Genomic DNA, 13,153 nt, shown 5'->3' on the forward strand with positions numbered 1-13,153 from the left:
GGGTTTTTCAGGGGGTCGTCAAGCAAGTTTTCAAAAAATATTTAATTATTACCGTCGCTTACGGGCCAACCCCCAAATTTGATCAATTATTCAGCAGGTGGCACGTAGCCGTCGGCCTTGGCGTAATCCTCGCCGGAAAAGTACTTGTCCATCTCGTCCTGCAGGTATTTGCGGTCTTCGGCGTTCATCATGTTCAGGCGCTTTTCGTTGATCAACAGGGTCTGGTGCTTTTGCCAGTCAGCCCAGGCCTTGGCGGAGACGTTGTCGAAAATGTCCTGGCCCTTGGCGCCAGGGAACGGGGCGCGCTCCAGGGCGGGCAGTTCTTCGTGGTACTTGCGGCAGATGATGGTGCGGGTCATGACGGAACTCCTGCGTTCAATACTTCAGCCGCGCGCTTCAGCAGTTTCTTGACCGGGGCGGCAAGGCCCAGGCGCGGCGGGGTGGCGAGGTTATACCAGAGCCAGTCAGCCTCGGCCACGTGATGGGCAGACTCCTGGACCTGGACCAGCCAGGGTTCGATAGCCAGTTGGAAGTGGCTGAAGGTGTGGATCAGGCTCGGCAGCTCCTGGTGTTTGCCCAGCGCCAGCGAGTGCTGGTTGGCCAGGTGTTCCAGGTCGGCCAGGTCATCCAGCTCCGGCAGGCTCCACAAACCGCCCCACAGGCCTGTGGAGGGGCGACGGTAAAGCAGGATCGCGCCCTCGCCATTGGCCAGCATCGGCATCAGCGTGCGCTTCTGGGGCACGGTCTTGCGTGGCTTGGGGATCGGGTAGCGGGTTTCCAGGCCGAGCAGGTGCGCTTCGCAGCCCTTTTCCAGCGGGCACAGCAGGCAGCTGGGCTTGCTGCGGGTGCAGAGGGTGGCGCCCATGTCCATCATGGCCTGGGTGTAGGCGTTGACGCGGTCATGGGGCGTAAAGCGCTCTGCGGTGGCCCACAGCTGTTTGGCGACCTTCGGCTCGCCCGGGTAACCCTCTTGCGCGGTAAAGCGCGCCAGCACGCGTTTGACGTTGCCATCGAGGATCGGCGCTCGCAGGCCCATGCTCAGGCTGGCAATCGCACCCGCGGTGGACAGGCCAATGCCGGGCAGTTCGGTGAGTTTTTCGACGTCACGGGGAAACTCGCCGCCATATTCGGCAACGACGATCTTCGCGGTCTTTTGCAAGTTGCGCGCCCGGGTGTAGTAACCCAGCCCGGTCCACAGGTGCAGCACTTCGTCTTCCGGCGCGGCAGCCAGGGCTTCGACCGTTGGCAAGGACGCCATGAACCGGTCGAAGTAGTTCAGCACGGTGCTGACCTGGGTCTGCTGCAACATGATCTCCGAGACCCACACCCGGTATGGCGTGATGCCCTGTTGCCAGGGCAGGTCATGGCGACCGTGGCGGTCGTACCAGTCGAGCACCGCCGTTGAAAACTGCTCGTTTCTCATCGTTTGAACAGGCCTTTAAGCGCGTCTTTCAGCTGTGGATTGACCTTGTCGAGCTTCTGTTCAAGCTTCTCGCCGAGCTTGTTGCCTGCCGCCTTGATGGCGACCTGGCTCAAGCCGTCCTTGTCCAGGCGGCAGGCCTTGGCGCCCAGTTCCAGCGGGCCACGGCAGCGCAGCGGGACTTCGATGTTCTGGAAGTTGGAGCCCACCTGGCAAGCCGGGTCCGGCACGTCGCGCTGGTCGCCTTCGACGATAATGCCGACGCGGTAGTCCATGCCCAGCACGCGCAGGTCGACGTCACCGTCGCCGTTGACGGTCAGGCCCGGGATGCGCACTTTCAGGTCGGGGTTGCTGGCCACGCCATTGCGCAAGGTCAGGTTGCCCTTGAGTTCCTGGAACGGGGTGTCCTTGCCGCGCTGGTCGCCGCTGAGGGTCTTGCGGTTGAGCAGGGCGATGCCGGTGCACAGCTGTTGCTCGATGTTGGCGTTGAGCAGCACGCCGTTGTTGATCGCGAAGCTGGCGGTACCGTTGAGGCTGTCGATCAGGGCTTTCTGGCTATTGCCGCGGCCGTTGAGGTTGCCGTCGAGGGTGAGCTGGCCCTTCACCGGCGGGTTCTGCCCCTGGGCTTGCAGGATGCGTTCGACCGGTACCTGCTTGATGCGGGTTTGCAGCGCCAGCAGCGGGATGTCCTGGCGCACGTCAAGGTTGCCGTTGGCCTGGAAGGTGCCGTTGTAGAGGCCGCCGCTCAAGGTTTCGAGCTTGAGCTGGCCATCGAGGCCGGAGGCTTTCAGGGCGGCATTCTGGATCGGCAGCTTGCTCAGGGTCAGTTGGCCAAAGGACAGGTCGGCGTTTACGTCCAGGGTGCGCAGGCGGGTCAGCGGCAGCAGCTTGTCGGTACTCCACGCGGCTTTGGTCGGGGCGTCCGGCAACGGTGTGGTGCCACCGGCCGCCATGGCGCCGGCTTCGCTGTTCTGCACTTCAGCCTGGCGTGCGGCCGCGGCGCCCTTGGCGGCTTCGGACTTGGCCGGCAGGTAGTTGTCGGCGTTGAACGTATCGGCCTTGAGCTGCACCCGCAGGGATTGCCTGGCGAAATCATCCACGGCCACGCGACCGGTGAAGGTGCTGTCGTCGAGTTTCAGGTTGAGGTCTTCAAGCGCCAGGCTGGTCGGCGTGCCCTTGAGGCGGCTGACCAGTTCGACCTTGCTCAGGCTGCCGGCGGCCATCGGTGGCAGCGGGTTGCCGACGCTGTCGAGGAACTTGGCCAGGTCAAACTGGGCAATCGACAGGGCGCCGCTGAGCTGTGGAGTCTTGTCCAGGTCGTTGACCTTCAGCTCGCCCAGGGCGCGCAGTTGGTTCAGCGACAGCTTCATGCCGGTCCATTCGGCGATATTCGCAGACTGGTCCACCAGCAATTGGCCCTGGGTCGAAAAGGTCACGGTCTTGCCTTGCAGCGGCTCGCCGGTGGCTTCACCAGTGACCTTCATGTCTTCGAACTGGTAGCGCTTGAGGGCGCGCTGAATGCGCAGGTTGCCATTGACCTCGGTCTTGACGCGCATCAGCGGCTGGTTGGTGCCGAAGAACGCGGTGAGTTTGACCGGGATGCTTGCACCTTCGTGCACGGCGCCGGCACTCAGCTGGATGCTTTCGGCGCTGAACTGCTTGCCGGTCTGCTCGTCGTTGTATTCGACGCGGGCGTTGTTGATGGTCAGGCTGTCGATGTCCAGGCGGATCGGCTGCGGCGGCTTTTCAGGCTTGGGCGGTGTGGCCGCTTCAGCCACGGCAGGCGTGGTGGCGGCGGTAGCCGGGTCCGGCACATTCTTGCCGATGTCTTCCCAGTTGCCGTGGCCATGCACGTCTTTGTTCAGGCGCAGGTTCAGGCCTTCGACACGTACATCGCTCATCTGCACTTCACGGCGCAGCAGCGGCAGTACACGCACCGACAGGCCGAGCATCTGCAGGTCGGCAAACGGTTGGCTCGGATTGGTCAGGGTCGCAACGCTGGCCTCGTGCAATTCAAGACCGAGCCAGGGGAACAGGCTCCAGCCGATGTCGCCATTGAGCGTCAGCTCGATGTGGGCCTTGTCGCGGGCAATCTGGCGAATCTCGTCTTTGTAGTCGTTGGGATCGAAGAGATGGGTCAGGGCAAAGCCTAGAGCCACAATGATCAGCAACAGCCCGAGAAGTACCAGACCCAGGATTTTGCCGAACGCTTTCATGGGCGAGTCCTTGTATGTCGATTTTAAAATTTAGCCGAAGAGTATAACGCTCGTAGCCCTATGGCTGTTTAGGGATCGTTACATGGCGTCAAACAAATCAGATAACTCCAGAAAGGTGATATCAGTTTGGTTTTTCTGTCATCCACAGATGCTAATCTGCGCATGTTCGTCTGCCGTCTGCGACTAAACGTCGCGTTTAAAAGGAGCTTTACTCAACAAAACGGCCACGCCTTGCGTGTAAGGCCGAGGGAGAGAGCGCCCGACGGACACATACTAATAACTGGGGGAAACATCAATGAGCACTAGCACTGCGGCGGGTAATACTGCTGCACAGCCTGCGTTCCTGTCCAAGGAACGCATTATCGCCAAGCCCGGGTTCAACCGTTGGCTGGTACCACCGGCCGCCCTGGCGATCCACCTGTGTATCGGCATGGCCTACGGTTTTTCGGTGTTCTGGCTGCCGTTGTCCAAGGCGCTGGGGATCACCGCACCGGTCGCCTGCGCGCCGGACATGAGCTTCATCAGCCAGGTCTTCTCGTCGCAATGCGACTGGCCCATCTCCATGCTGGGCTGGATCTACACCCTGTTCTTCATCTTCCTCGGCTGCTCCGCAGCGATCTGGGGCGGCTGGCTGGAACACGCCGGGCCACGCAAGGCTGGTGTCGTTTCGGCCTTGTGCTGGTGTGGCGGCCTGCTGATCTCCGCGCTGGGGATCTATACCCACCAGATCTGGCTGATGTGGATCGGCTCCGGGGTCATTGGTGGTATCGGCCTGGGCCTGGGTTACATCTCGCCGGTCTCGACCCTGATCAAGTGGTTCCCGGACAAGCGCGGCATGGCTACCGGCATGGCGATCATGGGTTTCGGCGGCGGCGCGATGGTTGGCGCTCCGTTGGCAGCCGCCCTGATGGGCCACTTCGCTTCGCCGACCAGCGTGGGCGTGTGGCAGAGCTTCGTGGTCATGGCCGTGATCTACTTCGTGTTCATGATCGGCGGCGCCTTGTCCTACCGCGTTCCGCCTACCGGCTGGAAGCCTGAGGGCTGGACTGCCCCGGCGAAAAAAGCCAGCAACGCGATGATCACCCATCGTCACGTGCACGTGAACGTGGCCTGGAAAACCCCGCAATTCCGCCTGGTGTGGCTGGTGCTGTGCCTGAACGTGTCTGCCGGCATCGGCATCCTCGGCATGGCTTCGCCGCTGCTGCAGGAAGTGTTCGGCGGCAAGTTGCTGGGTAACGGCCTGGCATTTGGCCAACTGGATGCCGGCCAACTGGCTTCCATCGCGGCCATCGCCGCCGGCTTTACCGGCCTGTTGAGCCTGTTCAACATCGGTGGCCGGTTCTTCTGGGCATCGTTCTCCGACTACCTGGGCCGTAAAAACACCTACTTCGTGTTCTTCGCATTGGGCTTTGCCCTGTACGCGTTGATCCCGAACCTGGGTCACCTGGGCAACGTCGCGCTGTTCGTGGCGGCGTTCTGCATCATCCTGTCGATGTACGGCGGTGGCTTTGCGACCGTCCCGGCTTACCTGGCGGACCTGTTCGGTACGCAAATGGTGGGCGCGATCCACGGTCGTCTGCTGACCGCATGGGCAGCGGCGGGCGTGTTGGGCCCGGTGCTGGTGAACTACCTGCGTGAGTATCAGTTGAGCATCGGCGTTGAACGCGCTGCCGCCTACGACATCACCTTGTACATCCTCGCCGGCCTGCTGGTGCTGGGCTTTATCTGCAACCTGCTGGTACGGCCGGTGGCAGACAAGTACTTCATGACCGACGCCGAACTGGCTGCCGAGCAGGCGCTGGGCCATGACAAGGGCGCCGATTCCAGCACCGTGCTGGAGTGGAAAGCCTCCTCCGGCAGCGTGCCATTGGCGGTTGCCGCCTGGCTGGCGGTGGGCATTCCGTTGGCGTGGGGCGTGTGGGTCACCCTGCAGAAAACCGCAGTACTGTTCCACTAACACCGCGTAACCCTTGTGGGAGCGGGCTTGTGTGTGAGCGGGCTTGCTCGCGAATGCGATGGACCAGTCAGCCCATGTTGGCTGACACACCGCTTTCGCGAGCAAGCCCGCTCCTGCACAAAGCTGCTCCCACACTTGTACTGACATGTCTATCCCCGACACTCCATCAGTCTTATCCCCTCCGATGTTTCTGTTTAGCGCCCGCGCCCCTATAATGGCTGCCTTTTTCGCCCAATGATTTTGCGGAGCTGGTGATGGCCGAACGTAAGGCGTCCGTCGAGCGCGACACTCTGGAAACCCAGATCAAAGCCTCGATCAACCTGGATGGCACCGGAAAGGCCCGATTTGATATCGGTGTACCTTTTCTTGAGCACATGCTGGACCAGATCGCCCGTCACGGGCTGATCGACCTGGATATCGTCAGCAAGGGCGACCTGCATATCGACGACCACCACACGGTGGAAGACGTCGGTATCACGTTGGGCCAGGCATTTGCCAAAGCCATCGGCGACAAGAAAGGCATCCGTCGCTACGGCCACGCCTATGTCCCGCTGGATGAAGCGCTGTCGCGTGTGGTCATCGACTTCTCCGGCCGCCCGGGCCTGCAGATGCACGTGCCGTACACCCGCGCCACCGTGGGCGGCTTCGACGTCGACCTGTTCCAGGAATTCTTCCAGGGTTTCGTCAACCACGCCCTGGTCAGCCTGCACATCGACAACCTGCGTGGCACCAACACCCACCACCAGATCGAGACCGTGTTCAAGGCTTTCGGCCGTGCCCTGCGCATGGCCGTGGAGCTGGATGACCGCATGGCCGGGCAAATGCCGTCGACCAAGGGCGTCCTGTAATGCAGACGGTCGCGGTTATCGACTACGGCATGGGTAACCTGCACTCGGTGGCCAAGGCCCTCGAGCACGTAGGTGCCGGCAAGGTGCTGATCACCAGCGATGCCGACGTGATTCGCGAAGCCGACCGGGTAGTGTTCCCGGGGGTTGGCGCGATTCGCGACTGCATGGCCGAGATTCGTCGCCTGGGCTTCGACAGCCTGGTGCGTGAAGTCAGCCAGGACCGGCCGTTCCTCGGCATCTGCGTGGGCATGCAAGCCTTGCTCGACAGCAGTGAAGAGAACGACGGCGTCGACTGCATCGGTCTGTTTCCGGGCCAGGTGAAGTTTTTCGGCAAGGACCTGCACGAAGACGGCGAGCACCTGAAGGTGCCACACATGGGCTGGAACGAAGTGCGCCAGACCGTGGATCACCCGCTGTGGCACGAAGTGCCGGACCTGGCGCGTTTCTATTTCGTACACAGCTATTACATCGCCGCCGGTAATCCGCGCCAGGTGGTGGGTGGCGGGCACTATGGCGTCGACTTCGCCGCGGCCCTGGCCGACGGTTCGCGCTTTGCCGTGCAATTCCACCCGGAGAAGAGCCATACCCATGGCCTGCAATTGCTGCAGAACTTCGCCGCGTGGGACGGGCGCTGGTAATGGCCAAGAAGGTCAAGCCGCCGATCTTGAACCTCACTCCCCAGCAGGAGAGTGAGGCCACCGACAAGATCAAGCGTTTCATGGAAGACCGCTTCGAGCTCAAGCTCGGCTCGTTCGAGGTTGCAGAAATCCTCGAACTGTTCACCACTGAAATTGCTCCGCACTATTACAACAGGGCGATTTTCGATGTGCAGACGCACCTTAAAGAAAGGTTCGAAAGCATCGAAAGCGACTTGTGGGCGCTCGAGAAACCCTGATTTCCCGAGCAACGCTGAATATCGAATAAGGTTTGCCAGATGCTGATTATTCCCGCTATCGATCTCAAGGACGGCGCCTGCGTACGTCTGCGCCAGGGCCGCATGGAAGATTCCACGGTGTTCTCCGATGACCCGGTGAGCATGGCTGCCAAGTGGGTGGAAGGCGGTTGCCGTCGTCTGCATCTGGTGGACTTGAACGGTGCGTTCGAAGGCCAGCCGGTCAACGGCGAAGTGGTGACGGCGATCGCCAAGCGCTACCCGAACCTGCCGATCCAGATCGGCGGCGGCATCCGCTCCCTGGAAACCATCGAACACTACGTGAAAGCAGGCGTGAGCTACGTGATCATCGGCACCAAGGCCGTGAAAGACCCGGCCTTCGTCGCCGAAGCCTGCCGTGCGTTCCCCGGCAAAGTGATCGTGGGCCTGGACGCCAAGGACGGTTTCGTCGCCACCGACGGCTGGGCCGAGATCAGCACCGTCCAGGTGATCGACCTCGCCAAGCAGTTTGAAGCCGACGGCGTCTCCGCCATCGTTTATACCGACATCGCCAAAGACGGCATGATGCAGGGCTGCAACGTACCGTTCACCGCTGCGCTGGCCGCTGCCACCAAGATCCCGGTGATCGCTTCCGGCGGTATCCACAACCTCGGCGACATCAAGTCGCTGCTGGACGCGAAGGCGCCGGGGATCATCGGCGCCATCACCGGCCGGGCGATCTATGAAGGCACCCTGGACGTCGCTGAAGCCCAGGCTTACTGCGACGCCTACAACGGCTGAGGACTGACCATGGCGCTGGCCAAACGCATCATCCCTTGCCTGGACGTCGACAACGGTCGCGTGGTCAAGGGCGTCAAGTTCGAGAACATCCGTGACGCCGGCGACCCGGTGGAGATCGCCCGTCGCTACGACGAACAGGGTGCTGACGAGATTACCTTTCTCGACATCACCGCCAGCGTCGATGGTCGCGACACCACGCTGCATACCGTGGAGCGCATGGCCAGCCAGGTGTTTATCCCGCTGACCGTGGGTGGTGGCGTGCGCACCGTGCAGGACATTCGCAACCTGCTGAATGCCGGCGCGGACAAGGTTTCGATCAACACCGCCGCGGTGTTCAACCCGGAATTTGTCGGCGAAGCCGCACAGCACTTCGGTTCGCAATGCATCGTGGTTGCCATCGACGCCAAGAAAGTCTCCGGCCCGGGCGAAACCCCGCGCTGGGAGATCTTCACCCACGGCGGGCGCAAGCCGACCGGGCTGGATGCCGTGCAGTGGGCGATGAAGATGGAAGCCCTGGGTGCCGGTGAAATCCTGCTGACCAGCATGGACCAGGACGGCATGAAAAACGGCTTCGACCTGGGCGTGACCCGCGCCATCAGCGATGCCCTGGGCATCCCGGTGATTGCTTCCGGCGGCGTCGGCAACCTGCAGCACCTGGCCGACGGCGTGATCGAAGGCCACGCCAGCGCAGTGCTGGCGGCGAGTATTTTCCACTTTGGCGAATACACCGTGCCTGAGGCCAAGGCCTACATGGCGGCGCGCGGTATCGTCGTACGCTAAACGTCACTGGACACCATGGCAGGCTCGCGGCACTCTCTGGGCTTGCCATGGATTCCGGTAACTTTCATGTTCAAAGACCTGCTGCTCGCCCTCGCCAGTACCACCGTTCTGCTGACGGGTTCGGCTTACGCTGATGAACCGTCCGACGGCGCTTCCCTGGTGTTGCTGACGGAAAACTTCCCGCCGTACAACATGGCGAAAAACGGCAAGAACTTCGCCAAGGAAGAGAACATCGAAGGCATTGCCGTGGACATCGTCCGCGAGACGTTCCAGCGTGCCGGTATTTCCTACAACCTGACCCTGCGGTTCCCTTGGGACCGGATCTACAAACTCGCCCTGGAAAAACCCGGTTACGGCGTGTTCGTGATGGCGCGCTTGCCGGACCGTGAGGCGCTGTTCAAATGGGTCGGCCCCATCGGCCCGGACGATTGGGTGCTGCTGGCCAAGGCTGACAGCAAGATCCAGCTGAGCGACCTTGAGCAGGCGCGGCGCTACAAGATCGGCGCCTACAAGGGCGACGCCATCGCCGAGAGCCTGGAGAAGCAGGGGCTCAAGCCGGTGATCGTGTTGCGGGATCAGGACAACGCGAAAAAGCTGGTGGATGGCCAGATCGACCTGTGGGCCACCGGGGACCCGGCGGGCCGTTATCTGGCACGCCAGGTCGGGGTGACCGGGCTCAAGACTGTGTTGCGTTTCAACAGCGCGGAGCTGTACCTGGCGCTGAACAAAAACGTGCCGGATGACGTAGTGGCGAAACTCCAGGCGGCCCTCGATCAGTTACGGCAGGAGGGTGTCGTCGATGAAATCATGGGGCGTTATCTCTAGGTTGTTTTCTGTGGGCTCGGGCACCGCTGCTGGTACTTCCTCTGGCTCCTCAACAGCAGTAACCGCCGCTTCAGGTTGCAGCAGCTCGCTGAAGTAGACGTTATCTCCGCTGGCATAGGTCAGGGTTGGCCCGAGCTGGCTGCCGTCAGCCCGCAATAGCTCGTATCGGCTTTTGACCAGGTAGGCAGCGATGGATTTATTCGCCGGGATGTAAGCCATCACATCCGCCACGCCCTCCCGTTCCCAGCCTTGTGCGGTCAAGCCCGTATGCGTGAAGTCGCGATTGAGGTTGGCACTGATACTCAACGGATGCCGGGGTGCCCAGGCAGCCTTTATATCGACGCCGGTCAAGGAGCGCAGGCCCATGGAGAAGTCACTGATCTCTCCTTTTGCGAATACCCAACTGAAGGTTTGGCTTGCTGGCGTGGTGTTTTGACCGCTGGCCACCAAGCTGTACTGGTCGATTCTTTTCAACCGATATACCGGGCAGGTTTGCAGTTTTTCCAGGGGCGTCAGGGTCGGGTCGTTCACGGTAAACCAGGGCAGTTCGCACACATGAATGCCCTCTGTTACCTGCTCCGGCATCGTGCGTCCTGGTGCCATTTCGGGTGAAAGTGGCGGCAAATCTTCGGAATGAAGCGCAAGGTCCAGCCGCAGGGCGTGCACCGGGCTTTGCCTGGTTGGCTTGGCATAGCCCTCGGCGCCGGTAAAGGTGCCCGGTGCCAGGTAGGCTTGGCCAGGAGCTGCTTGCGACGGGGAGACACCCCAGGCGCTGAAGTCCCGGTGGGCGCCGCTGCCTTGGTCGCTCCAGATCAACTGGTCGACATAGGCCTGAGTCACCAGGTCTTCTCTGACACAGCGGATGGTATTGCGTGGTGGTTTGTCGTTACCGAGGCCACAGACCAGCCCCATCGCCACATAACCTTCTGGAGCGGTGGGCCGCCAGATTGAGAAATTGGCGCGTGCCCTTGGTCCCGAGTGTTCCCAGACTCTCTCGAAGTCGACGGGGGGCCGCAAGGCGGTGCCATTCTCCCGGTCAACTTCGCTGACAACAGCGACGATGTTCAGTTGATTGATGTTGTGGTAACCCGCCACCGCCACATCACCCAGCGGGACGAAGTTGCCCAGCGCGTCGGAGGATGTGCTCGGGCGCCAGAAGGTCACGGGTTTTTCGGCGCGAGTGCCTTTGTCGTTCCATACAGGAACGAACTCGGTGGTGAAGTTGATCAGCAGGTCTTTGTATTGCAGTGAGTTCATCTACAGACTCTCCAGTGGATACGAAGATCCACTATCGAAGAGTCCGCTCGGTCAGGCGCGGTAGCTATATAGCACTAGCGGTAAGTGCCGTTTTTTCCGTGCCCGGCCATGGCCTGGTTGCTGCGCAGGCTGATCATCAACTTGATGTCGATCCACTCGATGCCCTGGGCCTTGAGCTTGGGCAGCTCACGTTCGAGTACCGCCAGGGTCTGTGGATAAGGGTGGCCGATCATCACCGCCGAACCCTGTTTGTGGGCCAGCTTGATCGCGGTCTGCAGCTGGGTGGTGATGGCCGCTTCAGTGCGTTCGTCGTCGAGGAACACATCCCGCGAGACGCTGGCCAGGCCAATCTTTTGCGCCTCGGCGGCGGCGACGGTTTTAGCGCTGGTGCGGCTGTCGACGAAGAACTTGTGGCGTCGTTGCAGCTCACCCATCAACCAGGCCATGGCCTCCGGCTGGGCGGTCATGCGGCTGCCCATGTGGTTGTTGATGCCGGCGGTGTAGGGCACTGCCTTGAAGGCCGCGTCCAGGCGTTTGCCCAGCTCTTCGATAGGCAGGTCGGGGTGCCAGGCGAACGGGCCGGTGGCCGGGTCCATGGGCATGTGCAGGATGACGATCTTGCCGGCCTTGTGGGCTTCGCGGGCGAATTCGGCGGCGTGGGGTGTGTCGGGCATGATCGCCGTGGTCACCGGGCCGGGCAGGGCGAGCACACGACGATCCCGGGGCAGGTTTTGCCCAAGGTCGTCGATGATCAGGGTCAGGTAGGCTTTGTGTTCAGCGGGGGCTGCACTGGCGGGGTTGCCTTGGGCGACTCCCGCCAGACAGCACAGCAAAGCGATGATCAGTCCACGGCGCATATCAACGGCTGCGCGTAATGCTCAGGCCCTTGAGCAGGCTCAGCGCCTGGGCCAACTGATAATCGTCGTCCTGCGGCATCGGTTTGGCTTTCGAGCCGCTGCCGGTCGGCTGGTCGGCGCCGCCGTTGCCATTGCCCAGGTGGCCTTGCAGGTCCGCTTCCTTGTAGAACTCGCTGTCGGCTTCGTTGGTGATCTTGGCCTTGCGCACTTCGATGTCCGGCACGATGCCCTGGGCCTGGATCGAGCGACCGTTCGGCGTGTAGTACAGCGCCGTGGTGATCTTCAAGGCACGCTCGTTGTTCAGCGGCAGCACGGTTTGCACCGAGCCTTTGCCGAAGCTGGTGGTGCCCATCAGCACGCCGCGTTTCTGGTCTTGCAGGGCGCCGGCGACGATTTCCGAAGCCGAGGCGCTGCCGCCGTTGATCAGCACAACCATCGGCACGCCTTCGCTGAGGTCGTTGCCGGTGGCCGAGAAGCGCAGCTCGGAGTTGGCGATACGGCCCTTGGTGTAGACGATCAGGCCCTTGGTGATGAAGTGGTCGACCACCTCCACAGCGGCCTGCAACACGCCGCCCGGGTTGTTGCGCAGGTCGAGCACGATGCCGCTGAGTTTCTTGCCGTTGTCTTTGCGCAGCTTGGCGAGGGCCTTGGCCACTTCGTCGCCGGTCTTGACCTGGAACTGGGTGATACGGATGTAGCCGTAGCCCGACTCCAGCAGCTGGCTCTTCACGCTCTTGACCGTGATGGTGGCGCGGGTCAGGGTCACGTCGAACGGCGTGCCGCCGTCGCGCACCAGGGTCAGGGTGATTTTCTGGCCGATCTTGCCGCGCATCTTGTCGACGGCTTCGGTCATGGTCTGGCCGCGGGTCGGCTGGCCGTTGATCTTGACGATAAAGTCACCGGCCTGGATGCCGGCCTTGGACGCAGGGGTGTCATCGATCGGCGAAACGACCTTGATGTTGCCGTCGTCGGCGCCGACTTCAATGCCCAGGCCACCGAATTCACCACTGGTGCTCTCCTGCAGCTCGGCGAAATCTTCCGGGCCCAGGTAGGCGGAGTGCGGGTCAAGGTTGCTGAGCATGCCCTTGATGGCATTTTCCAGCAGGGTCTTGTCGTCCACAGGTTCGACATAAGCGGCCTTGATCCGGTCCATGACCTCGGCAAAGGTGCGCAACTCGTCCAGCGGCAGCGGGGCCTTGGTGGTCGCGGCCGTGGCCGACTGGGCGGTCTGGTCGGCGAATGCCAAAGGCGCGCCGATCACCAGAGCGATCGTCAGGGCCAGCGATGTGAGGCGGGACAAATGCAGCATGTCGAACGAACT

13 protein-coding genes are annotated in these 13,153 nt (G+C 61.9%); 7 read left to right on the plus strand and 6 right to left on the minus strand.

Features of this window, described 5'->3' with window-relative positions; genetic code table 11:
- Positions 1–86 precede the first annotated feature (86 nt).
- From HX815_RS15150 to HX815_RS15160, 3 genes are read right to left on the minus strand one after another with little or no spacing between them, the layout of a single operon-like run.
- Complete coding sequence (locus HX815_RS15150) at positions 87–359, minus strand: oxidative damage protection protein (RefSeq protein ID WP_003218046.1); 273 nt, start codon at positions 357–359, stop codon at positions 87–89.
- Positions 356–1,423: an A/G-specific adenine glycosylase gene (mutY, locus tag HX815_RS15155; RefSeq protein ID WP_008435691.1), complete on the minus strand. Its 1,068-nt coding sequence runs from the start codon at positions 1,421–1,423 to the stop codon at positions 356–358. The genes HX815_RS15150 and mutY overlap by 4 nt, the downstream gene beginning before the upstream one ends.
- Positions 1,420–3,636, minus strand: a complete 2,217-nt coding sequence (locus HX815_RS15160) for an AsmA family protein (protein ID WP_177028516.1) — start codon at positions 3,634–3,636, stop codon at positions 1,420–1,422. The genes mutY and HX815_RS15160 overlap by 4 nt, the downstream gene beginning before the upstream one ends.
- A gap of 295 nt (positions 3,637–3,931) precedes the next feature.
- Between HX815_RS15160 and HX815_RS15165 the strand changes: the two genes are divergently transcribed.
- From HX815_RS15165 to HX815_RS15195, 7 genes are all read left to right on the plus strand, one after another.
- Positions 3,932–5,593, plus strand: a complete 1,662-nt coding sequence (locus HX815_RS15165) for an OFA family MFS transporter (RefSeq protein ID WP_003218039.1) — start codon at positions 3,932–3,934, stop codon at positions 5,591–5,593.
- Between the two features lie 254 nt (positions 5,594–5,847).
- Positions 5,848–6,441 carry an imidazoleglycerol-phosphate dehydratase HisB gene (hisB, locus tag HX815_RS15170; RefSeq protein WP_003218037.1) on the plus strand — a complete coding sequence of 198 codons (594 nt, stop codon included), beginning with the start codon at positions 5,848–5,850 and terminating at the stop codon, positions 6,439–6,441.
- Complete coding sequence (gene hisH / locus HX815_RS15175) at positions 6,441–7,079, plus strand: imidazole glycerol phosphate synthase subunit HisH (RefSeq protein ID WP_003218034.1); 639 nt, start codon at positions 6,441–6,443, stop codon at positions 7,077–7,079. The genes hisB and hisH overlap by 1 nt, the downstream gene beginning before the upstream one ends.
- Positions 7,079–7,336 (plus strand): DUF2164 domain-containing protein, encoded by a 258-nt coding sequence (locus HX815_RS15180; RefSeq protein WP_003218033.1) that lies wholly within the window; start codon positions 7,079–7,081, stop codon positions 7,334–7,336. Before hisH ends, HX815_RS15180 begins: the two co-directional genes overlap by 1 nt.
- Positions 7,337–7,375: 39 nt before the next feature.
- A complete protein-coding gene (gene hisA / locus HX815_RS15185; RefSeq protein WP_003187784.1) occupies positions 7,376–8,113 on the plus strand; it encodes a 1-(5-phosphoribosyl)-5-[(5-phosphoribosylamino)methylideneamino]imidazole-4-carboxamide isomerase in 738 nt (245 codons plus the stop codon).
- 9 nt (positions 8,114–8,122) lie between these two features.
- Complete coding sequence (hisF, locus tag HX815_RS15190; RefSeq protein WP_003218030.1) at positions 8,123–8,893, plus strand: imidazole glycerol phosphate synthase subunit HisF; 771 nt, start codon at positions 8,123–8,125, stop codon at positions 8,891–8,893.
- Positions 8,894–8,959: 66 nt separating this feature from the next.
- Complete coding sequence (locus tag HX815_RS15195) at positions 8,960–9,718, plus strand: ABC transporter substrate-binding protein (protein ID WP_003218028.1); 759 nt, start codon at positions 8,960–8,962, stop codon at positions 9,716–9,718.
- On the opposite strand, the gene HX815_RS15200 is transcribed toward HX815_RS15195, so the two are convergent.
- From HX815_RS15200 to HX815_RS15210, 3 genes are all read right to left on the minus strand, one after another.
- Entirely contained in the window at positions 9,671–10,975 is a 1,305-nt protein-coding gene (locus HX815_RS15200; protein WP_134325589.1) for a Vps62-related protein, read from the minus strand. The two genes, HX815_RS15195 and HX815_RS15200, sit on opposite strands and share 48 nt — an antisense overlap.
- Positions 10,976–11,049: 74 nt before the next feature.
- A complete protein-coding gene (locus tag HX815_RS15205; RefSeq protein WP_177028517.1) occupies positions 11,050–11,832 on the minus strand; it encodes a divergent polysaccharide deacetylase family protein in 783 nt (260 codons plus the stop codon).
- Between the two features lies 1 nt (position 11,833).
- Complete coding sequence (locus tag HX815_RS15210; RefSeq protein ID WP_003218023.1) at positions 11,834–13,141, minus strand: S41 family peptidase; 1,308 nt, start codon at positions 13,139–13,141, stop codon at positions 11,834–11,836.
- Between the last annotated feature and the right edge of the window lie 12 nt (positions 13,142–13,153).

It is taken from the genome of Pseudomonas sp. E6002 (genome assembly GCF_013385565.1).
Lineage (GTDB): Bacteria > Pseudomonadota > Gammaproteobacteria > Pseudomonadales > Pseudomonadaceae > Aquipseudomonas.

Coding starts and splice junctions, on each gene's coding strand:
- HX815_RS15205 (WP_177028517.1), bottom strand. CDS start 11,832: ATGCGCCGTGGACTGATCATCGCTTTGCTGTGCTGTCTGGCGGGAGTC.
- HX815_RS15160 (WP_177028516.1), bottom strand. CDS start 3,636: ATGAAAGCGTTCGGCAAAATCCTGGGTCTGGTACTTCTCGGGCTGTTG.
- hisB (WP_003218037.1), top strand. CDS start 5,848: ATGGCCGAACGTAAGGCGTCCGTCGAGCGCGACACTCTGGAAACCCAG.
- HX815_RS15210 (WP_003218023.1), bottom strand. CDS start 13,141: ATGCTGCATTTGTCCCGCCTCACATCGCTGGCCCTGACGATCGCTCTG.
- hisF (WP_003218030.1), top strand. CDS start 8,123: ATGGCGCTGGCCAAACGCATCATCCCTTGCCTGGACGTCGACAACGGT.
- HX815_RS15180 (WP_003218033.1), top strand. CDS start 7,079: ATGGCCAAGAAGGTCAAGCCGCCGATCTTGAACCTCACTCCCCAGCAG.
- hisH (WP_003218034.1), top strand. CDS start 6,441: ATGCAGACGGTCGCGGTTATCGACTACGGCATGGGTAACCTGCACTCG.
- HX815_RS15165 (WP_003218039.1), top strand. CDS start 3,932: ATGAGCACTAGCACTGCGGCGGGTAATACTGCTGCACAGCCTGCGTTC.
- HX815_RS15150 (WP_003218046.1), bottom strand. CDS start 359: ATGACCCGCACCATCATCTGCCGCAAGTACCACGAAGAACTGCCCGCC.
- HX815_RS15200 (WP_134325589.1), bottom strand. CDS start 10,975: ATGAACTCACTGCAATACAAAGACCTGCTGATCAACTTCACCACCGAG.
- mutY (WP_008435691.1), bottom strand. CDS start 1,423: ATGAGAAACGAGCAGTTTTCAACGGCGGTGCTCGACTGGTACGACCGC.
- HX815_RS15195 (WP_003218028.1), top strand. CDS start 8,960: ATGTTCAAAGACCTGCTGCTCGCCCTCGCCAGTACCACCGTTCTGCTG.
- hisA (WP_003187784.1), top strand. CDS start 7,376: ATGCTGATTATTCCCGCTATCGATCTCAAGGACGGCGCCTGCGTACGT.